At 74.0% G+C, this 19144-nt stretch carries 17 protein-coding genes and 2 pseudogenes; 10 read left to right on the top strand and 9 right to left on the bottom strand.

Translation table 11 applies throughout. The features are described from left to right. Window positions 1-3 precede the first annotated feature (3 nt). Window positions 4-870 carry an acyl-CoA thioesterase II gene (locus HTV45_RS24720; protein WP_215208064.1) on the top strand — a complete coding sequence of 289 codons (867 nt, stop codon included), beginning with the start codon at window positions 4-6 and terminating at the stop codon, window positions 868-870. On the opposite strand, the pseudogene HTV45_RS34485 reads toward HTV45_RS24720, so the two are convergent. Together HTV45_RS34485 and HTV45_RS24710 are read right to left on the bottom strand one after the other, a co-directional pair. Beyond that, a pseudogene (locus HTV45_RS34485) lies at window positions 807-1840 on the bottom strand (DUF6397 family protein). The gene HTV45_RS24720 and the pseudogene HTV45_RS34485 overlap by 64 nt on opposite strands. Window positions 1841-1966: 126 nt before the next feature. Then, entirely contained in the window at window positions 1967-2374 is a 408-nt protein-coding gene (locus HTV45_RS24710; RefSeq protein ID WP_215208062.1) for a roadblock/LC7 domain-containing protein, read from the bottom strand. A gap of 108 nt (window positions 2375-2482) precedes the next feature. Here HTV45_RS24710 and HTV45_RS24705 point away from each other — a divergent pair. Beyond that, window positions 2483-2581, top strand: a pseudogene (locus HTV45_RS24705) (PPOX class F420-dependent enzyme); the annotation flags it as partial. Window positions 2582-2774: 193 nt separating this feature from the next. Continuing rightward, window positions 2775-3374, top strand: coding sequence for a class I SAM-dependent methyltransferase (locus HTV45_RS24700; RefSeq protein ID WP_215208061.1), 600 nt, complete (start codon window positions 2775-2777; stop codon window positions 3372-3374). A gap of 21 nt (window positions 3375-3395) precedes the next feature. On the opposite strand, the gene HTV45_RS24695 is transcribed toward HTV45_RS24700, so the two are convergent. Further along, window positions 3396-4277, bottom strand: a complete 882-nt coding sequence (locus HTV45_RS24695) for an oxygenase MpaB family protein (RefSeq protein WP_215208060.1) — start codon at window positions 4275-4277, stop codon at window positions 3396-3398. 267 nt (window positions 4278-4544) lie between these two features. Here HTV45_RS24695 and HTV45_RS24690 point away from each other — a divergent pair, with 267 nt between their 5' ends. Beyond that, entirely contained in the window at window positions 4545-5441 is an 897-nt protein-coding gene (locus HTV45_RS24690; protein ID WP_215208059.1) for a hypothetical protein, read from the top strand. Window positions 5442-5631: 190 nt separating this feature from the next. Next, entirely contained in the window at window positions 5632-7026 is a 1395-nt protein-coding gene (locus HTV45_RS24685) for a tannase/feruloyl esterase family alpha/beta hydrolase (RefSeq protein WP_215208058.1), read from the top strand. 4 nt (window positions 7027-7030) lie between these two features. Here HTV45_RS24685 and HTV45_RS24680 read toward each other — a convergent pair whose 3' ends face one another. After that, window positions 7031-7213 carry a hypothetical protein gene (locus HTV45_RS24680; protein WP_215208057.1) on the bottom strand — a complete coding sequence of 61 codons (183 nt, stop codon included), beginning with the start codon at window positions 7211-7213 and terminating at the stop codon, window positions 7031-7033. Window positions 7214-7700: 487 nt separating this feature from the next. Between HTV45_RS24680 and HTV45_RS24675 the strand changes: the two genes are divergently transcribed. Both HTV45_RS24675 and HTV45_RS24670 read left to right on the top strand, forming a co-directional pair. Continuing rightward, entirely contained in the window at window positions 7701-10433 is a 2733-nt protein-coding gene (locus HTV45_RS24675; protein ID WP_251692705.1) for a DEAD/DEAH box helicase, read from the top strand. Next, entirely contained in the window at window positions 10430-11701 is a 1272-nt protein-coding gene (locus tag HTV45_RS24670) for an SWF or SNF family helicase (protein WP_215208056.1), read from the top strand. The genes HTV45_RS24675 and HTV45_RS24670 overlap by 4 nt, the downstream gene beginning before the upstream one ends. A 19-nt stretch (window positions 11702-11720) precedes the next feature. On the opposite strand, the gene HTV45_RS24665 is transcribed toward HTV45_RS24670, so the two are convergent. Together HTV45_RS24665 and xylA are read right to left on the bottom strand one after the other, a co-directional pair. Continuing rightward, complete coding sequence (locus HTV45_RS24665; protein WP_215208055.1) at window positions 11721-12215, bottom strand: hypothetical protein; 495 nt, start codon at window positions 12213-12215, stop codon at window positions 11721-11723. 321 nt (window positions 12216-12536) lie between these two features. Beyond that, window positions 12537-13703, bottom strand: coding sequence for a xylose isomerase (gene xylA, locus HTV45_RS24660; RefSeq protein WP_215208054.1), 1167 nt, complete (start codon window positions 13701-13703; stop codon window positions 12537-12539). Window positions 13704-13816: 113 nt separating this feature from the next. Between xylA and xylB the strand changes: the two genes are divergently transcribed. After that, a complete protein-coding gene (xylB, locus tag HTV45_RS24655; RefSeq protein WP_215208053.1) occupies window positions 13817-15262 on the top strand; it encodes a xylulokinase in 1446 nt (481 codons plus the stop codon). A 274-nt stretch (window positions 15263-15536) separates the two neighbouring features. Further along, the gene (locus tag HTV45_RS24650; RefSeq protein ID WP_215208052.1) at window positions 15537-16745 is read left to right on the top strand and encodes an ROK family transcriptional regulator; all 1209 of its coding nucleotides are present in this window, start codon (window positions 15537-15539) and stop codon (window positions 16743-16745) included. Window positions 16746-17099: 354 nt separating this feature from the next. On the opposite strand, the gene HTV45_RS24645 is transcribed toward HTV45_RS24650, so the two are convergent. Continuing rightward, entirely contained in the window at window positions 17100-17300 is a 201-nt protein-coding gene (locus tag HTV45_RS24645) for a hypothetical protein (RefSeq protein ID WP_215208051.1), read from the bottom strand. 107 nt (window positions 17301-17407) lie between these two features. Between HTV45_RS24645 and HTV45_RS24640 the strand changes: the two genes are divergently transcribed. Then, window positions 17408-17803 (top strand): luciferase family protein, encoded by a 396-nt coding sequence (locus HTV45_RS24640; RefSeq protein WP_215208050.1) that lies wholly within the window; start codon window positions 17408-17410, stop codon window positions 17801-17803. 21 nt (window positions 17804-17824) lie between these two features. Here HTV45_RS24640 and HTV45_RS24635 read toward each other — a convergent pair whose 3' ends face one another. Both HTV45_RS24635 and HTV45_RS24630 read right to left on the bottom strand, forming a co-directional pair. Continuing rightward, a complete protein-coding gene (locus HTV45_RS24635; RefSeq protein ID WP_215208049.1) occupies window positions 17825-18019 on the bottom strand; it encodes a hypothetical protein in 195 nt (64 codons plus the stop codon). 102 nt (window positions 18020-18121) lie between these two features. Then, window positions 18122-18985: a phosphatidylinositol-specific phospholipase C/glycerophosphodiester phosphodiesterase family protein gene (locus tag HTV45_RS24630; protein WP_215208048.1), complete on the bottom strand. Its 864-nt coding sequence runs from the start codon at window positions 18983-18985 to the stop codon at window positions 18122-18124. Window positions 18986-19144 lie beyond the last annotated feature (159 nt).

Genomic DNA, 19144 nt, shown 5'->3' with positions numbered 1-19144 from the left:
CCCATGACCAATCCGGCCGAGAGCCTCGTCGCCCTGCTCGACCTGGAGCAGATCGAGGTCGACATCTTCCGTGGCCGCAGCCCGCAGGAGTCGTTGCAGCGGGTCTTCGGCGGGCAGGTGGCCGGGCAGGCGCTGGTCGCCGCCGGCCGCACCACCGAGGGCGACCGCCCGGTGCATTCCCTGCACGCGTACTTCCTGCGTCCCGGCCGGCCCGGGGTGCCGATCGTGTACCAGGTCGAACGGGTGCGGGACGGCCGGTCGTTCACCACCCGACGGGTCACCGCGGTGCAGCAGGGCCGCACGATCTTCAATCTGACCGCCTCCTTCCACAAGCCTGAACAGGGAAGTTTCGAACACCAGTTGCCGCCGGCCCGCAAGGTCCCGGACCCGGAGTCGCTGCCGACGGTGTCGGACGAGATCCGCGAGCATCTGGGCGTTCTTCCGGAGCAGCTGGAGCGGATGGCGCGTCGGCAGCCCTTCGACATCCGCTATGTCGACCGGCTGCGCTGGGACCCGGCCGAGGTCGAGGGCGCGGAGCCGCGCAGCGCGGTGTGGATGCGCGCGGTCGGTCCGCTCGGCGACGATCCGCTGGTGCACACCTGCGCCCTGACCTACGCCAGCGACATGACGCTGCTGGACGCCGTGCGGATCCCGGTGGAGCCGCTGTGGGGGCCGCGTGGCTTCGACATGGCGTCGCTGGACCACGCCATGTGGTTCCACCGCCCGTTCCGGGCGGACGAGTGGTTCCTGTACGACCAGGAGTCGCCGGTCGCCACCGGCGGACGGGGTCTGGCCCGTGGCCGGATCTACGACATCGAGGGCCGGATGCTGGTGTCCGTCGTGCAGGAAGGGCTGTTCCGGGCGCTGTAGGTCACCGGTTTCCGCGGCGCCGGCGGACGAGCAGGCACAGGGGGACCCGTGGGCCGGCCCGACGGCCGGGGCTGTCCGCCGGTGACCCGTGCCGGGGCTGCGGAAGGCGGGGCGGGGTCCCGGCCGGTGTCCCGTGCCTGACGCGTCAGCCGGGTCGGTTCGGACCGCAGCCAGGCGATCTCGTCCGGGTCGCGGGCCGTCATGAGGTCCCGCGCGAGAGGGGCGGCCGGTGAGCCCGGATCTCCGTGAGGGAACGGCGTCTCATGGAACCGGTCCGGACGGGACCGGTCGCAGGGGTCCGGGACGGTCGTCGAAACATGGAACGGGTCGAGCACCGACGCCACCGCACCGGCCCGCGCCCAGGGGCCGTCGGCCCGACGGAGCAGACATACCAGGTGACGGGTGCGCCAGTTACGCGGGCGCAGGTCGAGGCCGGTGTCGAGCCGGCTCCTGAGCCCCTCGGGCAGGCGCCCCGTCAGCAGCGGCGCGTTCTTGTCGTCGGTCCCGAACAGCCGTACTCCAGCGCCAGGTGGAGCCAGACGACGGCGCGGAGGCGGAGGCGGAGCCTCACCGGAACCAGCAGTCCCAGCCGCGCCAGGCGGATGAACCGGGTGCTGGGCACCTCCAGGAGCGCGGCGCCCTCCGCGGCCCCCACGGTCCGCACACTCCGGCTCAGGGTCCCGGGGGAATCCGGCCCTGCCCGCAGCCGCTCGATCTCGGCCCGGGCGACACGCCGGCCCTCTCCGCCGCCGCCCGCGTCCCTGCCGTCTCCGCCGTCCCCGCCGTCCCCGAAGGCCGTACGGATCCGGCCGAGATCCACGGCCAGGTCGAATTCGGAGCGCCGGAGGCCCAGTTCCCGGGCCACTCGGCCCGTGGTGATCCGGGAGTCAGGCTTCCCCGCGGCCCGCTCGGCGAGGGCGGTGCCGGTGACCTCGTGCGTCAGGTGCGTCAGGGTGTGGTGTCCGGGCATGCTCAGCTCCCCCGTGAAGTGTGCTCGGCCGGCGCCGGGTGCGCCCGCCGGGAAGAACCGTAGCCGTCCGGTCACGCTATGTGACAGACCTGTGGACAACTCCGCAGGGGAGAGCAGACCGCCAGGTCAGAAGTCGGTTCCGGGTTCCGGCTTGCGGGCATCCAGGTCCAGGTGCTCGCCGACGCGGTTGACCAGGAGCGTCATCTCGTAGGCGATGTGACCGATGTCCACCTCGGCGCCGCTGAGCACGCACAGACAGCTGCCGGTGCCGGCGGCGGTGACGAAGAGCACCGCGTCGTCGAACTCGATCATCGTCTGGCGCACCCCGCCCGCGCCGAAGTGCAGTCCCGAACCCTTGGCGAGGCTGTGCAGACCGGACGACACGGCGGCGAGGTGCTCCGCGTCCTCGCGGCGCAGCCCCGTGCTCGCACCCGTGACCAGCCCGTCGTTGGACAGGACCAGCGCGTGCCGAACGTGTTCGACCCGTTGGGTCAGGTCGTCCAGCAGCCAGTCGAGTCCCTGTTTCTGCCCCATGTCGTGAGTCCCCCTGATCTTGCCCTTGGTCTGCCCCGTATGTCGTCCCCTCCGCGCGGGAGGGTCCCCGCGCCAGCCTTCACCACGACCGGGCGCCGGGCAAGGAGGATGGAAGCCACGGGACACAAGATGACCGAGGAAGAGTGGCGGGAGTTCGTCTCGTACGGGACCCGCACCGCCGAGCTGTCCACCGTCCGTGCCGACGGCCGTTCGCCGGGGCGGTGAAGGCTCCGCGGACGGTGTCGCACACGGCCTCGCGGCGAGGATCCGGGCGCCGGCGGCGCTTCACGCCCGGGGCGTGGAGCGCGGGCAGGGAGTATTCCCCGGCAGCGGCCGGGATCCGACGCAGCCGGGGTGCGCGCGGCGGTGTCGCCCGCCCTGGTGGGGGATCATGCGGAGCATGAGCGACGACCACACACACGTCCAGGCGTTCTTCACCGCGCGGGCCGCGGACTGGGACCGCCGCTTCCCCGACGACGGGCCTGCGTACGCGACCGCGGTCGCCGCGCTCGGTCTGCGCGAGGGCGGCCGGGTGCTCGACGCGGGCTGCGGTACCGGGCGGGCCCTGCCTGCGCTGCGGGCGGCGGTGGGGCCCTCGGGCGTGGTTCTCGGCGCCGATCTGACCCCGGCCATGCTGCGGGCGGCGGCGCGGGCCGGACGGGACCGCGACGGGGCTTTGCTGCTGGCCGACGTCGCCGTGCTGCCGCTGCGCTCCGCCTCTCTGGACGCCGTGTTCGCGGCGGGACTGATCGCGCATCTGCCCGACCCGGCCGGGAACCTGCGGGAGATCGCCCGCGTGGTGCGGCCCGGCGGCGTGCTCGCGCTGTTCCATCCGGTCGGCAGGGCGGCGCTCGCCGCCCGTCAGGGGCGCACGATCACACCGGACGATCTCCGCGCGGAGCCGAATCTCCGTTCCCTGCTGACGCGTTCGGGCTGGCGCATGACGTCGTACACCGACGAGGACACCCGGTTCCTGGCGCTGGCCGTGTGCGCGGGCTGAGCCCCGCTGGGCGCCCGGTGGTCAGTCCGGGCGCCGTACCGGACAGCCACGCAGTCCGGGCACCGGAGTGGTGCCGAGGTCCGCCGTCCGGTAGCCGTCCGGATAGCTCCTGATCTCCCGGTTCTGCCGGGCGAAGTGCGGGGCCCGGCGGGGCGGCAGCAGCCGGACCGCGCGGCCCCGCAGCCTTACCGCACGGCGCACCCACGTACGCGTGGCCGCGCTCGGCGGCGTATAGCGGAAGGCACTCAGCAGGGGTGCGTCGAGCAGGGCGAGCGTGGCCGTGCGCAGTACGGGGGCGAGCGGGCGCGGGTACCAGGAAGCCATGAGATCGAGGGTGGCGTCCGAGACCCGCCGCGCTTCCTCGTCCCAGCCGAAGTGCGTCTCCTCGTAGGCGTCCAGGCAGCTCTCGAACTCCTCGTAGGACCCGGGGATGTCCTTGATGCCCATGTGCCGGCCCAGGGTCCGGTAGTGAACGGCGCCGGCGACCACCTCGTGCCGCGACAGCCTGCGCCATCCGTAGGCGTCGATCCACCGGCGGGGCATCACCACGAAGGTGCACAGGACGTACCGCATGTCGTCGTCGGGGATGTCGTAGGCCTGGTGCATCCGGTTGATGCGGCGGATCGCCGTCCTGCCCTGCTCGCTGCCGAATCCGTGCTCCACGACGGCGTCCAGGAGGAGTGAGGTGTCGTCATAGCGCTTCTGGGAGCGGTCGGTGAGCTCCCCGGTCATGGCCAGCAGGCGCCCGATCCGGGGAACGGCGTAGGTGCGGTAGAGGGCCAGCTCGAGAGCCCGGGTGTAGTCCCACGGGAACTCGTAGGCCGAGCTGAGCCGGTAGATCTCCGTGGCCTCCCGGCCGGGGTCCATTCGCCGGATCCGTTCCAGCCGTTCATAGCGTCGCACCGGGCCGCCCCCTCCTGCCGCCGAAGCGGCAACTATACGTTGAGTAGCGGGGTCCGCACGATCAGCGAGGTGGAGGGAGCGGGCCCTGGAAGCTCTCACACGGCCGCCACCGGGACCCAGGGGCGCCCGACCTGCCCGCGGGCGCCTGGCCGCTTCGCCCCGTCCGGCCGGAAACCCGCAGCTCCGGGTATGGCTGCAGGGCCGTGACAAGGGGCTCGGGATCGGCATATGGTGCGCGCCGACGGACCTACCGATGGGGAGGCTGGGATGGCCGGGACGGACGAGGAAGCCGTCGCCGCCGCGGACGACGCGCTCTATGTGCTGACGGCGGCGCTGCTCACGCCGGCGAAGTTCCCGAGCGTGCTGGGCGACGACTATCCGGAGGCGTGTGCGGCCCTCGGCCTTCCGCCTGTCGCGGACGGGTACGGGCTGGTGCTCGGCCAGGACGGCGAGGGCGCCCGGTGGACCGTCGTCGTCGACGACGTCTCGCTGGTCGCCGTCGCGATCGCCTCCTGGGACTGCGGCATGGAGCACGACCTGTCGCCGCAGGAGCGCACGGTCGTCACCGCACTGCCGGGCTGGCCCCTGGCGGTCGCCGTCGCGGCGCCGGGCGTGCCCGCGCCGCACGATCCCGGCCCGGACATCGCGGACGGGGCCCCGCTGACGCCGCCGGACGCCGCTGTCTGGGGTCCGGCGCAGCGCCGTCTGGGAGCGGACGAGATCGCGCTCCAGTGGGCGACCTGGCGAGAACAGGTCGACGACTCGGCGTTCCCGTCACCGGGCGGTCCGGCGGAGGCGGCCGGCGGCCGCGAGGACACCGCGGGGGACGGCGGGGCGGACGACACCGAGGACGAACGGAGCGGGACGAGCGACGGTGGGGACGGGCCGCCGGCCGGTCACAGCGGGATCCGGCGGGTGCTGGCCGAAGCGCGCGCCTATGTCGACTCACCGCCGCCGCTCGGCCGGGTCCGCTCGTCCTTCGCTCCGGGCGGTGCGCGCACGCTGCGCGCCGACGGGCCCGGCTGGTCGCTGGTGGCCAGGACGGACGACATCGCCTTCGTCCTGCTCGACGACGAACCCGGCGAGGTCCTCCCGGTGGGTCGTGGAGCGGAGCTGCCGGGTCTCCTCGAAGCGCTCGACCAGATGGCCGTACGACCGCTCTGAGCAGGCGCGGCCTTCGACGGAGGCACGGGTGCCGGACGTTAGCGTGTGCTGCGACCCCCGCGTGGGCGCCGTTCCGCAGGACACCGGCCGATGGGAGACGGCCAGGCCGGACGCCCTCACGGGGCGGTTCCGTGACCGTCCCCTCTCCCTCCCCCTCTCCCTTCCGCCGCCCGTCTCTCCGGAGGCCGTCATGCGTCCCTCTCATGGTGTTCCGCTGCTCGCCGCCGTCCTCACCGCGGTCGCCATGACCGCTCCGGCCCAGGCCGGTGCGGCCCGCGCGGCCGGGGACGGTCACTGTGCCCGCCAGGAGCAGGTACGCGTGCCCGGCGCGGCCCGTCAGCGCGGCGTCTGTCTTGCCGATCTGACCACCGCGGGTCTGGCCGGCACCCCGTACACCGACCTGGCCGACCAGGCAGGACTGACCGCCGCCGCCACCCGGTCGCCCTCCGGCGTGCCCGGAGTGCAGATCGACGGGTACTTCCCGGACTCCTCCCGCTTCAACGACACCCACGGCTGGGCGCACGACGCGCAGTTCGTGATCCGGCTGCCCGACCGCTGGAACGGAGGGCTGGTGGTCACCGGCGCACCGGGCAACCGCAAGCAGTACGCGACCGACGAGGCGATCTCCGACCACGTACTGGCGCGCGGCTACGCCTACGCGGCGACCGACAAGGGGAACAGCGGTGCCGACTTCCACCGGGACGGCCGGCGGCCGGGCGACGCGGTCGCCGAGTGGAACGCGCGGACCACCCAGCTGACCCGGGCGGCGCGACACGCCGTGGCACAGCGCTATGGGCACGCCCCGCGCCGCACGTACATGACGGGTGTGTCCAACGGCGGCTACCTCACGCGCTGGCAGCTGGAGAAACACCCGGAGCTGTACGACGGCGGGGTGGACTGGGAGGGCACGCTGTGGGCCGGTGAAGGGCGTCAGCCGCTGGCCTCCCTGCCGGTGGCGGTGGCATGGACGCTCGGCAGGGCGACCGACGACGACATGTACGCGGCGGGCTTCGCACGCGGGTCCGAGTTCCTGTGGCCGTACCACGCCCAGGCGTACTGGGGCGTCACGCAGAAGATCTACCGCGCCGAGTTCGACCCGGCCTACGACCCCGGCTGTCCCGGATCCTCCTCGGGGTCGGCACCGGAGGGCTTCCTCACGCCCTGCCCCTCCGACGCCGACTACGACTACAGCGCGCGCCCGGCGTCCGTGCACCGCGCCGTGAACCGGGTGGCGCTCACCGGGCGGATCGGCCGGCCCCTGATCACCCTGCACGGTGATCTGGACACGCTGCTGCCCAAGGCCGTCGACTCCGATGTGTACGACGACATGATCGAGGCGAGCGGGCGAGGGCGGCTGCACCGCTATTACACGGTGCGGGACGGCACGCATGTCGACGGTCTGTACGACACCCATCCGGACCGGCTGCGGCCGATCCTGCCCTGTTACCGCTCGGCCTTCGACGCTCTGACCGCCTGGGTGGAGCGCGGGGTCACGCCGCCCGCGGACCGGACGATCGAAAGGCCCGCGGACGGCGATGTGGTCGACTCCTGCGCGCTGGACTCCGGTGAGACGGTGACCCGGTAGCGCCTCAGCGGCCCAGCTCCTTGCGCGAGACGCGGCGCAGCCTGCGCCGCTGGGCGGGGTCGAGGGTGAGGTAGACGGCAGCCGGGACTCCCAGGATGATCAGAAGCACGGTCCACCAGGGCAGCCAGATGAGCAGGATGAGTCCGGCCGCCGCACCCCCTGCGGCAATCTTGGCGTTCTTCGACATGAGTGTCGCCTCCTTCGCGGCCACTGCCGCTCTCTGTCGTGACAACGGGCCCGCCCTTCCGGCGGTTCCGGACCGCGACCCTGAGACATCCCCGAGTTACGCCCCTCAGGGTCTCCCCGGGACCCGTCGGAGCCTCCTGACGACACACTCGACGGACTCCCCGGGCTCCCCGGGCCTCCCGGACTCGCGAAAGATCCACGGCGTGTCTCCATGGTGACTCGGCTCACAGCACACGCATACCCGGCCGACGTCGCTCATGTTGTACCGTCGACCGCTCCGGCACCACTAGTCAAGTTTGAGGAATCCCGTCATCGCTGCGCAGACGACTCCCCCGGCATCCGCCTCCGCGTTCGCCGAACTGATCCACTGCTCTGCCGTGTTCGTTCCCGGTGACCCGGCCCGCACGGGCCGGGTCGCCTTCTGGCGTCCGGACGGTTCCGTTCCGCCGTCCGTGGAACCGGCGTCGGCCGGGCGCCTGACGGTCGTCATGCCCGGCGACGACGGAATCGAGACCGTGCGGGTGCCGGCCGCCCTGCTGCCGCTGGACACCGCGGTTCCGGTCCTCGCGCGTGCGCGGGCCGCCGCCGGAGGGCACCGGGCCGCCCGCTTCTGGGGCGTCGCCGCCCTCCACGCCCTGCACCTGGTGGCGCGCGGTCTGCTGCTGCCCGGACTGTCCCGCGCCGACCACGACGCCTGGCGCGTCGGCCCGCTGGACGCGCCGGACATCGAGGCGATCCGCCGGCTCGCCGCCGCGATGCCGCCCGAGGCGCATGCCGTGCCCCTGACCGGCGCCGACAGCACCGGCGCGGCGCGTCTGCCCGAACCCGGGCAATTGCTGCGCGCCTTCCTCGACGCCGTCGCCGACACCCTCCCCCGCTCCCCCGCCGCGCACCTCGTGACCGGCACAGCGGCTTTCGCGGTGCCGGAACCGCAGCGGCTGCCCGGACTCCGGTCCTGGGCCTCCGACATCGCCGCGGGACACGACGCGGGCGTTCGGCTCTCGCTGCGGATCGAGGTGAGCGGACTGGCGGACGGGCCGGACGACGTCTCCGGCGAAGCGTTCGGCAGCGCGTCCGACACCGCGGACGTCTCGTTCCGGGCCGTCCTGCAGCTGCACGGTGTGAACGATCCCGCCCTCGTCGCGGACGCCGCCGACGTGTGGTCCGGGAACGCGGACGGGCCCTTCGGCCCCTCGGCGCGGATGACCGCCCTGCTGGCGCTGCGCCGCGCGGCACGGGCCTGGCCGCCCCTCGCCCCCCTGTTGTCGTCGACCGTGCCGGACGCCGTCGGCCTGGCGGAGGAGGAGGTCACGGATCTCCTCGGCGACGGCGGCCGGGCACTCGCCGGCTCGGGTGTCGACGTGCACTGGCCCAAGGGGCTCGTCCGCGAGTTCACCCTCCGCGCGGAGGTCGGCCCCGCCGACGACGGCCCGGGGTCCGCCGGGACCGGCATCGCGCAGGTGCCTTCGTTCCTGTCCGCCGACGCGCTGCTCGCCTTCGACTGGTCGTTCGCGCTGGGCGACCGGAGCCTGACCCGCGAGGAACTGGACCGGCTGGCCGAGCAGAACCGCCCCCTCGTCCGGCTGCACGACCAGTGGGTCCTGATCGACCCCCGGGAACTGGCCCGGGCCCGGGCGCACCGGAACCGGCGGATCGCCCCGCTCGACGCGCTCGGCGCGGCACTCACGGGCTCCGTGGAAGCCGGCGGAAGCCGGATCGAGGTACGGCCCACCGGGTGGCCGGCGGCTCTGCGGGACCGGCTCGCGGACCCCGAGGCGCAGGACCCGGTGGCCCAGCCGGCCGCCCTAGCCGCCACCCTGCGGGACTACCAGCGGCGCGCCCTGACCTGGCTGGTCCGGACGACGTCCCTGGGCCTGGGCTGCTGTCTCGCCGACGACATGGGCCTGGGCAAGACCGTCACCCTGATCGCGCTGCATCTGCACCGCCGGGGCGATCCCGCGTCCGAGGGGCCCACCCTGGTGGTCTGCCCGACCTCGCTGATGGGCAACTGGCAGCGGGAGATCGAGCGCTTCGCGCCCGGCACCGCGGTGCGCCGCTTCCATGGTGCCCGGCGTGCGCTGGACGGTCTCGGCGACGGCGAGGTCGTGCTCACCACGTACGGCACCATGCGGATGGACGCCGCCCGGCTGGCCGGGGTCCGCTGGGGCATGGTCGTCGCCGACGAGGCCCAGCACGTGAAGAACCCGTACTCGTCGACGGCCCGGCAACTGCGTTCCATCGGGGCACGCGCGCGCGTGGCGCTCACCGGTACACCGGTGGAGAACAACCTGTCGGAACTGTGGGCGATCCTCGACTGGACGACGCCCGGACTGCTGGGCCGGCTCGGCACCTTCCGCACGCGGTACGCGGACGCCGTCGAGAGCGGGCGGGATCCCGCCGCCGCGGACCGGCTGGCCCGGCTGGTCCGCCCGTTCCTGCTGCGCCGCCGCAAGTCGGATCCGGGGATCGCGCCCGAGCTGCCGCCGAAGACGGAGACCGATCACGCCGTGTCGCTCACCCAGGAGCAGACGGCGCTGTACGAGGCCGTGGCGCGCGAGGCGCTGGCCGGGATCTCCGGCGCCGACAGCATGACGCGGCGCGGCATGATCGTGAAACTGCTCACCGGTCTGAAGCAGATCTGCAACCACCCGGCGCAGTTCCTCAAGGAGGAGCGGCCGGTGGTCGCCGGACGGTCCGGGAAGCTGGAGCTGCTGGACGAGCTCCTCGACACGGTTCTCACCGAACAGGCCGGGGTGCTGGTGTTCACGCAGTACGTGCGGATGGCCCGGCTGCTGGAACGACATCTGGCCGCCCGGGGCGTACCGACGCAGTTCCTGCACGGCGGCACGCCGGTCGCCGCGCGCGAGGCGATGGTGCGCCGCTTCCAGGACGGCGGGGTGCCGGTGTTCCTGCTGTCGTTGAAGGCGGCGGGCACCGGGCTGAACCTCACCCGCGCGGAGCATGTCGTGCACTACGACCGCTGGTGGAACCCCGCCGTCGAGGCGCAGGCGACGGACCGGGCGTACCGCATCGGTCAGACCCGGCCGGTGCAGGTGCACCGGATCATCACCGAGGGGACCATCGAGGACCGCATCGCCGAGCTGCTGGTGCGCAAGCGGGAGCTGGCCGACGCCGTGCTCGGCTCCGGCGAGGCGGCGCTCACCGAACTCACGGACACCGAACTGGCGGATCTGGTCGAACTGCGAGGGGGACCGCGATGAACGCGTACGACGGTGACGAGACCGACGGGGAGCGCACCTTCGCGGCCCTGCCGCCCGCCCGGGGCCGCGGTTTCGCGCAGAGCTGGTGGGGGCGGGCCTGGGTGGACGCGCTGGAGGGCACGGCCCTGGACTCCGGGCAGCTGAAGGCGGGCCGCCGGCTCGCCCGCGCGGGAGCGGTCGGCGCGGTGTCCGTGCGGCCCGGCCGTATCACCGCGGTCGTACGCGACCGGGACCGTACGGCGCACCGCGCGGACGTCCTGTTGCGGGAGCTGTCCGGGCGGCAGTGGGACCGGTTCCTGGCCCTGGCCGTCGAGCGGGCCGGGCATGTGGCGGCGCTGCTCGACCGGGAGATGCCCCCGCATCTGGTCGAGGACGCGGAGTCGGCCGGCGTCGAACTGCTGCCGGGCCTCGGCGATCTCGAACCGGAGTGCGACTGCGGGGCCTGGGACCACTGCGGTCACACCGCGGCGCTCTGCTACCAGCTGGCCCGGCTGCTGGACCAGGACCCGTTCGTCCTGCTGCTGTTGCGGGGACGGGGTGAGAGCGCCCTGCTGGACGCCCTCCGCGCACCGGGCGACGCGGCCGCCGGACGGCCCGCGCGGGGTGCGGAAGGCGTGGACGCGGCCGAGGCGTACGCGGCCGGTGACATTCTGCCATCGCTTCCCGGCGCACCCGTGCTCCCCACGGAGCCCGGGGTCCCGCCGTCGCCCGGCACGGAGGACGCACCGCCGGAAGGCATCGATCCGGCCGCGCTGGAGTTCCTGGCCGCCCGGACCGCCGTGCGGGCCCACCGGCTGCTGGCGGAGCTGCTGCGGGAAGACCGGGAGGCGGACGCCGGGGAGCCGGGGACGACGGTGGCCCAGGACGCTGTCCGGCTGGCCGCCGGCGAGCCCTCCCGCGCGGTGGCGGACCGGCTCGCCGAAGGGTCGGGGCGCGGCCGGGAGGGTCTGGCCGTGGCGGTACGGGCCTGGCGGCACGGTGGTACGGCGGCGCTGGCCGTGCTCGACGAGGAGTGGACGGTGCGCGGGGACGGCCTCGCACGCGCGCGTGCCGCCCTGGAGTCCGCCTGGGACGGGGACGAACGGCCGGCTCTCCGGGCCCGGGCCAACCGCTGGACGGTCGTCGGCGCGCCCGTGCAGCTGCGGCTGGGCCGCGACGGACGGTGGTGGCCCTACCGGAAGGAGCGCGGCCGCTGGATCCCGGCGGGCGGCCCCGGCCCGGACCCGGCCGCCGCCCTCGCCTCGGCGGAGCACACCCGCGCCGAGTAGTACTCCTGCCGCGCCCCGGTCAGGGCAGTCCGACCTCCCCCAGGGACGGCAGCAGCGACTCGAGGCCGCTCGGAAGGTCGCTGGGCACCCCGCTCGGCAGTTCGGTCGGGAAGTCCGAGGGCAGTCCCGTCGGGAGACCGGAGGGCAGTCCCGTCGGGAGACCGGAGGGCAGCTCGGTCGGGAAGTCCGAGGGCAGCCCGCTGGGGAGGACGGAGGGCGGCCCGCCCGGGCCTGTGCTCGTCCCGCCGGGTTCCCTGTCCGGGGAGACGTCGTCGTCCGAGGCCATGAGCACGATGAGGGAGACGGCCGCCACGGCCGCGATCACGGCCGGCAGGACCAGCAGCAGCCTGCGTCCACCGGGTCCGCGTCCGGGGCCGCCACCGTGATCGCCGGGCGGCGGGGGCGGGGGGTCGCCTCCGCCCCCGTACGAGGGCGGGCCGAAGCCGCCGTCCGGGGGCGGTGTACCGCCCGGCGGGCCGGGCGGCTGCTGAGGCGGTACCGGTGGCGTGGCCATACGCACCACGGTGGCCGCGGACACCGTGCCCGCGCGAGGGCGCCGCGCGGGCGTTCACGCGGGGCGGGCTCGGGCGCCGTGACGACGGCGCACTCCGCTCGGAGAGGGCGCGGCGTGCCGCGCGGGAGCGCGCGGACGGGCGCGTGCGAGGTCGTCACGGCTGCGGCGCGGGAAGGCCGGACGTGCGCGCGGGAACCCGGTTACCGCGGCGAGTCGGCGGCGACGCTCCGTGGGCCGGCGGCCGTGCGCGCGGGATCACGGTCCCGCGCGCCTGTGCGGGAGCGGAGCCGTCCGTGCCCGCGCGTGGCGGAGGGCTGGGGTTCAGCCCCGGGCACCCAGCAGGTGGTCCATCGCCAGCTGGTCGAGACGCTCGAAGCCCATGCCCCGGGCGGCGGCCGCGTCCGGGTCGAAGTCCTCGAAGGCGGACCGGTCGCCGAGCAGGGCCTGGAGGCCCTCGCCGGCCGTGGGCTGCGCCAGTTCGTCCAGGCGGGCCGCGCGCAGCGCCTCCTGCACCTCCGGGTCCGCGCGGAACGCCGCCGCGCGCTCCTTGAGGATCAGGTAGTTGCGCATGCAGCCGGCCGCCGAGGCCCACACGCCGTCGAAGTCCTCGGTCCGCGGCGGCTTGAAGTCGAAGTGCCGCGGGCCCTCGTAACCGGCCGTCTCCAGCAGGTCGACCAGCCAGAACGCGGCACGCAGATCGCCCGCGCCGAAGCGGAGGTCCTGGTCGTACTTGATGCCGGACTGGCCGTTGAGGTCGATGTGGAACAGCTTGCCCGCCCACAGCGCCTGCGCGATGCCGTGCGGGAAGTTGAGGCCGGCCATCTGCTCGTGGCCCACCTCGGGGTTCACCCCGTACAGCTCCGGCCGCTCGAGGCGCTCGATGAACGCCAGGGCGTGACCGATGGTGGGCAGCAGGATGTCGCCGCGCGGCTCGTTCGGCTTGGGCTCGATGGCGAAGCGGATGTCGTAGCCCTGGGCGGTGACGTACTCCCCGAGCAGGTCGAAGGCCTCCTTCATGCGGTCGAGGGCGACGCGGACGTCCTTGGCGGCACCGGACTCCGCGCCCTCACGGCCGCCCCAGGCGACGTAGGTCTCCGCGCCGAGCTCGACCGCGAGGTCGATGTTGCGGATGGTCTTGCGCAGCGCGTAGCGGCGCACGTCGCGGTCGTTGGCGGTGAAGCCGCCGTCCTTGAACACCGGGTGGGTGAACAGGTTGGTGGTGGCCATCGGCACCTTCATGCCGGTGTCGTCCAGCGCCTGACGGAACCGCTTGATGTGCTCCTCGCGCTCGCTGCCGCTCGAGCCGAAGGGGATGAGGTCGTCGTCGTGGAAGGTGACGCCGTGGGCGCCCAGCTCGGCCAGACGCCGGACCGACTCGGCCGGGTCGAGGGCGCTGCGCGTGGCGTCACCGAAGGGGTCCCGTCCCTGCCAGCCGACGGTCCACAGGCCGAAGGTGAACTTGTCCTCGGGGGTGGGCTGGTAGTTCATGCCGCGGCTCCTTGCTCACTGAGACTATTTCGTCATGGCGGTTTACAAATTAGTATGCAGGAACAGATCTGGGAAGAGACACACCCCGCCGGTGGCGGAAGAGGGAGAGACCGATGTCAGCAGCCGAAGGTCCGCTCGTCGTCGGCGTGGACACATCCACCCAGTCCACCAAGGCCCTGGTCGTCGACGTGGCGACCGGCAGGGTCGTCGCGAGCGGCCAGGCCCCGCACACGGTGACCTCGGGCGCGGGCCGGGAAAGTGATCCGCGCCAGTGGTGGGACGCCCTGTCCGAGGCACTGCGCCAGTGCGGCGAGGCCGCGCACGAGGCCGCCGCGGTGTCGATCGGCGGACAGCAGCACGGCCTGGTGACCCTGGACGGGCAGGGGGATCCGGTCCGGCCCGCGCTGTTGTGGAACGACGTGCGTTCCGCGCCGCAGGCGGCCCGGCTGGTCGAGGAGCTGGGCGGCGCGAAGTTCTGGGCCGAACGCACGGGAAGCGTGCCGGCCGCCTCCTTCACGGTCACCAAGTGGGCGTGGCTGGCGGAGCACGAGCCGGACGCGGTACGCGCCACCAGGGCGGTCCGGCTCCCGCACGACTACCTCACCGAGCGGCTCACCGGTGAGGGCACGACCGACCGCGGCGATGCCTCCGGCACCGGATGGTGGGCGTCCGGGACCGAGGCGTACGACGAGGAGATCCTCGCGCGGGTGGGCCTCGACCCGGCGCTGCTGCCGCGCGTGGTGCGGCCCGGCGAGGTCGCCGGCACCGTGCGCGACGGTCACGACCTGCCGTTCTCCAAGGGCACCCTGGTGGCATGCGGCACCGGCGACAACGCCGCCGCCGCGCTGGGGCTCGGAGTGCGTCCGGGCACGCCGGTGATGAGCCTCGGCACGTCGGGCACCGTGTACGCCGTGTCCCGGCACCGGCAGGCCGACCCGACCGGCACCGTGGCGGGCTTCGCCGACGCGCGCGGCGACTGGCTGCCGCTGGCCTGCACCCTCAACTGCACGCTCGCCGTGGACCGGGTCGCGGCCCTGCTGGGACTGGACCGCGAGGCCGTCGAGGCGGGTCACGGCGTGACGCTGCTGCCCTTCCTGGACGGCGAGCGCACCCCGAACCTCCCGCACTCCTCCGGCCTGCTGCACGGGCTGCGGCACGACACCACCGGGGGCCAGCTGCTCCAGGCGGCCTACGACGGCGCCGTGTACTCCCTGCTGGCCGCGCTGGACCTCGTCCTCGACGAGGACGCCGACCCGTCGGCGCCCCTGCTGCTGATCGGCGGCGGAGCCCGGGGCACGGCCTGGCAGCAGACCGTACGACGGCTGTCGGGACGGCCCGTGCAGGTGCCCGAGGCCAGGGAACTGGTCGCGCTCGGCGCGGCGGCGCAGGCGGCCGGGCTGCTCACCGGTGAGGACCCGGCCGCGGTCGCCCGGCGCTGGAACACGGCGGCGGGCCCGGTGCTGGACGCGGTGGAGCGGGACGAGGAGACCCTGTCGAGGCTGGCCGGGGTACTCTCCGACGCGGCCCCGCTGCTGGAGCGCGCCACGGACGCCGGCTGACGGCGACCCACGGGCCCCGGCACGCCTGCCGGCGTCCACCGGCACGGCGTCGGTGGTCCGGGCCGCCCCGCCCGACGGCCCGGCGCCAACGGGCGGACACGGACACACGGACCGGACAGCCGGGCGCGGGTCCGCCACCGGAACGACCGGCCGGCACCGGTCCACGGGCAGCAGCCCAGGGGCGCGGGCCGGCCGGCACCGGCCGCAGGCACGGGACCAGCCGGCGGCGACCGGCACACACCGACGACCGCAGAGACCGAGGAACGACGGAGGAATGAGCGCACCGCCGCACAGAACCCGGCCGGCCGGCACGGAACGCGCGCTGCCCGACACCCAGCAGGGCATGCGCCGCCGCAACCTCGCGCGGGTGATGCACACCGTGAGCGCCCAGGGGCCGCTGTCCCGGGCCGCCGTCGCCTCACGCATCGGCCTGACCCGCGCGGCGGTGTCCACACTGGTCGACGAACTCATCCGATCGGGTCTGCTGGAGGAACTGGGACCCGAGCGGCCCGGACGCGTGGGCCGGCCCGGTTCGGCCCTCGCGGTCAGCGGGCACGGCCCGGCGGGCATCGGCGCCGAGGTCGGCGTCGACCATCTCGCGGTCTGTGCCGTCGACCTGCGCGGAGAGGTCCGGGCGCGGGCGGTTCGGCACGTGCCGAACCGGGACCGCTCCCCCGAGCCGGTCCTCGGAGAGCTCACCGAACTGCTCCACCAGGTCGTCGCCGAGGCGGAGAGCCAGGGACTGTGGCCGGCGGGGCTGGCCGTCGCCGTACCGGGCCTGGTGGCCCGCGACGCACGGACCGTGGTGCGCGCCCCGAACCTCGGCTGGCTCCACACGGATCTCGGTGATCTGCTCCCTGCGCGGCTCCCGCTCACCGTGGCCAACGAGGCCAACTTCGGCGCGCTGGCGGAGCTGTGGCTCGGCGAGGACACCCCGCGCGACTTCCTCCATGTGTCGGCCAAGATCGGTATCGGTGCGGCGGTCGTGGTGGACGGGCGACTGCTGCACGGCAACCGCGGCTTCGCGGGCGAACTGGGTCACGTACCAGTGTGGCCCGACGGGCCGGCGTGCGCCTGCGGCGGACGGGGCTGCCTCGAGCAGTACGCCGGCGAGGAGGCGGTGCTGCGCGCCGCCGGGCTGGACGCGGGCGAGGACCGGGTCGGTCTCCTCGCGGGCCGCGCCGGGCAGGACGACGCCGGTGTACGACGTGCCCTGCACGACGCGGGAACGGCACTCGGGATCGCCCTGACCGGGGCGGTGAATCTGCTGGACCCGGAGAGCGTGGTGCTGGGCGGGGCCCTGTCCGGGCTGGCGCCCTGGCTGCTGCCCTCCCTGCGGTCCGAACTGGCCCGCAGGACCGCGGGACCGGCCTGCCCCGTCTCCGTGTCCACACTGGGTCCCGAGGGCCCGCTGCTGGGGGCGGCGCACTCGGTCGTCCGGGGAATACTGGACGATCCGGCGGCCGTGGCGGAGCAAGCCTGACACCCGGGCCCGGGGCGCGCCCCGGGCGACGCGCCCCGGGCGGGCAGGCCGACCCGGGAACACCCCGCGCACCCGACACCAGGGACGCCGACGGGACCCGGACACGGGCCGGGTGTCACGTCAGCGCGCGACCCCGGGCCGGGGGACGCCGCGGTACCCGGCCGCAGCGGCCGCCCCCGCCGGGCACCCCGGAACGCCTCGTCGGACCGGTGCCAGACGCTCCTCGAGGGCGGCGTGGTGGGTACGAAGCACACCCGGGTGCCGCGGTCGGCCTCGCGCACGAGGTCGCGCAGCGTGTCCCTCCGCGCCACCCGGGAGGAGATGTCTCCGACTGTCCCCGGCGGTCACCGGCGGTCACCGGCGGTTCCGGTAGCCGGCGACCTTCTGCACCACGTCCCCGGCAGCGCCGGAGCGCGGGAAGAAGGAGGAGCCGGCCATCCGCTCCACCGGAACGGCCGCCAGGCCGGCGTGACCGCCCAGGACACCGCCGATCAGAAGGGCGGTCTCGCCGCCTGCGGAGTGACGAGACGGTTGGCCGGCATGATCTGAGCCCACGTCAGGGGCCGCCTCCGGCCGGGCTTCGGCCGCTCGGCCACCTCACCACTCGGTCACGAACCGTCCAACTGCTGGTGTACAGAGGTTGAGCAGGCAACGATGGGGGCATGACACCGGCACAGCGAGCCATGGAGCGACTGCTCACCTGGCCCGATCTCTCGGCCGCTCCGGCCGGATGCGGCACGGGGCAGGCGCTCCGTACCGCCGGGGAAGAGATCGTCCACTTCCACTCCCCGCGGAGTGTGGATCTTCACCTCACCCACCGCGCGATCCAGCGCTTCCACCACGACCTGGGCGGATCGAGCGCGATCAGGGTCGTCCCCGGATCCTGCTGGGTGACGGTGCATCTGGACTGCGCCACAGACGTGGACCTGCTGCTGAGTCTGGTGAGCGTGGCCCTGAAGGCGCATCAGAACCGGCCCCCGTCCGCGCCGCGGGCGGAGTACGGGTGCAACTTCCGCCGCGTCACCGTGCTTCCCCGCGACGCGGCGGCCGGCCGCTGAGCCGGGGCCGGCGGCGCGGACTCACGGCCGCAGCCCGCCGACGATGTCGGCGGTCGCGGTGAGGCCGCTGTGGATCGTGGGCGCGATACTGGTACCGGCCAGATAGAACCCGAGCAGCAGACAGACCAGCGCGTGGGAGACCTTGAGTCCGCTGTTGCGCAGGAAGATCACCGCCAGGACCGAGAGCAGCAGCACCACTGAGATGGATACGGCCATCGTCAACCTCCTCCGCCACATCCGTTTCGCGGCGTTCGGCCGCAAGTGTGGCGTAACGGAGGGTTCGTCCGGGCTGCTGACCTGTCCGCCGAACGTGTGGTGTCACGTCCCGCGGTGGACGTCGAGGAAGGATTCCAGCCCCGCGAGGTCGTCGGTGTTGAGGTGGTCGACGTCCGCCGCGACCAGTTCGCCCCACAGCGCGTCACGGGCGGGGCCCGGCACATCGGGCGTGGCCCAGAAGCGCACCCGCTGTCCGCGCGTGTGTGCGGTGCGCACGATGCCGCGCAGTTTCCGGCGCTCGTCGGAGGGGAAGGCGCCAACACCCTGCCAGGTGAAGTTGAGTGTCCAGTTGTCGCTGATCAGCGGGACGAAGGAGGCCGGGGCGGGGGTGGCGAGGTCGGTGAGCCGGCCGTCGTAGAAGGCGCGGCGTACCCGCTGGGCCTCCATGGGCGCGCGGGCGGCGCGGTCGCCGGAGACGACGGCCGTGACGGGACCGGGGAACACCCTGCCGTGCGCCCAGGTGGTGAACAGGTGCCGGTACCGGCGCAGACGGTGGTCGAGTTCGAGATAGGTGGACGAGCCCTCGGTCTTGATGTCGATCAGCAACTGGAGCGGCCTTCGGTGCCCGCGGTACACGGAGCCGCGGTGCGCGCGGACGCGGGCGGCGAGAGGGTCGAGGTAGAGCGATTCCAGGGTGCGGGACGGGTCGAGGTCCTCGGGGTCGTGCGCGACGAGGAGTTGGCCGCCGACGAGGAAGACGTCCGCCTCGACGCTGCCGAAGCGGTGGCCGAGGGCGTCGAGAAGGGGGCGGGGGTGTTCGTAGTCGTTGTGGGCGTGGGCGCGCCACAACGGGCGCGGACGGTGCTCCTGTTCGCCGGCCAGCGCCTGGGCCGCCGGGAGGGCGACGGTACCGGTGAGGGCGGCGCCGAGGGTGGTGAGGGCTCTGCGGCGGGTGGTGAGGGCCATGCTCTGCCTCCCTGGAAGTGCCGTACGGGGTCCCCGTGAGTATGGGGTCCCGGACAGCCCAAGGAGCAAGGCCTCGCGGTGAGTTGGCCGATCCGCCGTCGCGTGTTCATCTCATCGGCGCGGCGTGCGCGGGAGGAGCCCGCCCCTGCGGGGCGGGCT

The sequence above is a fragment of the Streptomyces sp. CHD11 genome (assembly GCF_018638295.1).
Taxonomy (GTDB): Bacteria; Actinomycetota; Actinomycetes; order Streptomycetales; family Streptomycetaceae; genus Streptomyces.
This window is presented reverse-complemented; position numbering and strand designations above follow the sequence as displayed.

What these genes read in the sequence shown, in the direction of transcription:
- xylB (WP_215208053.1), top strand. Translation starts at nt 13,817, where the DNA reads ATGTCAGCAGCCGAAGGTCCGCTCGTCGTCGGCGTGGACACATCCACC.
- HTV45_RS24675 (WP_251692705.1), top strand. Translation starts at nt 7,701, where the DNA reads ATGCCCGGCGACGACGGAATCGAGACCGTGCGGGTGCCGGCCGCCCTG.
- xylA (WP_215208054.1), bottom strand. Translation starts at nt 13,703, where the DNA reads ATGAACTACCAGCCCACCCCCGAGGACAAGTTCACCTTCGGCCTGTGG.
- HTV45_RS24720 (WP_215208064.1), top strand. Translation starts at nt 4, where the DNA reads ATGACCAATCCGGCCGAGAGCCTCGTCGCCCTGCTCGACCTGGAGCAG.
- HTV45_RS24640 (WP_215208050.1), top strand. Translation starts at nt 17,408, where the DNA reads ATGACACCGGCACAGCGAGCCATGGAGCGACTGCTCACCTGGCCCGAT.
- HTV45_RS24665 (WP_215208055.1), bottom strand. Translation starts at nt 12,215, where the DNA reads ATGGCCACGCCACCGGTACCGCCTCAGCAGCCGCCCGGCCCGCCGGGC.
- HTV45_RS24710 (WP_215208062.1), bottom strand. Translation starts at nt 2,374, where the DNA reads ATGGGGCAGAAACAGGGACTCGACTGGCTGCTGGACGACCTGACCCAA.
- HTV45_RS24690 (WP_215208059.1), top strand. Translation starts at nt 4,545, where the DNA reads ATGGCCGGGACGGACGAGGAAGCCGTCGCCGCCGCGGACGACGCGCTC.
- HTV45_RS24650 (WP_215208052.1), top strand. Translation starts at nt 15,537, where the DNA reads ATGAGCGCACCGCCGCACAGAACCCGGCCGGCCGGCACGGAACGCGCG.
- HTV45_RS24685 (WP_215208058.1), top strand. Translation starts at nt 5,632, where the DNA reads ATGCGTCCCTCTCATGGTGTTCCGCTGCTCGCCGCCGTCCTCACCGCG.
- HTV45_RS24635 (WP_215208049.1), bottom strand. Translation starts at nt 18,019, where the DNA reads ATGGCCGTATCCATCTCAGTGGTGCTGCTGCTCTCGGTCCTGGCGGTG.
- HTV45_RS24670 (WP_215208056.1), top strand. Translation starts at nt 10,430, where the DNA reads ATGAACGCGTACGACGGTGACGAGACCGACGGGGAGCGCACCTTCGCG.
- HTV45_RS24630 (WP_215208048.1), bottom strand. Translation starts at nt 18,985, where the DNA reads ATGGCCCTCACCACCCGCCGCAGAGCCCTCACCACCCTCGGCGCCGCC.
- HTV45_RS24700 (WP_215208061.1), top strand. Translation starts at nt 2,775, where the DNA reads ATGAGCGACGACCACACACACGTCCAGGCGTTCTTCACCGCGCGGGCC.
- HTV45_RS24680 (WP_215208057.1), bottom strand. Translation starts at nt 7,213, where the DNA reads ATGTCGAAGAACGCCAAGATTGCCGCAGGGGGTGCGGCGGCCGGACTC.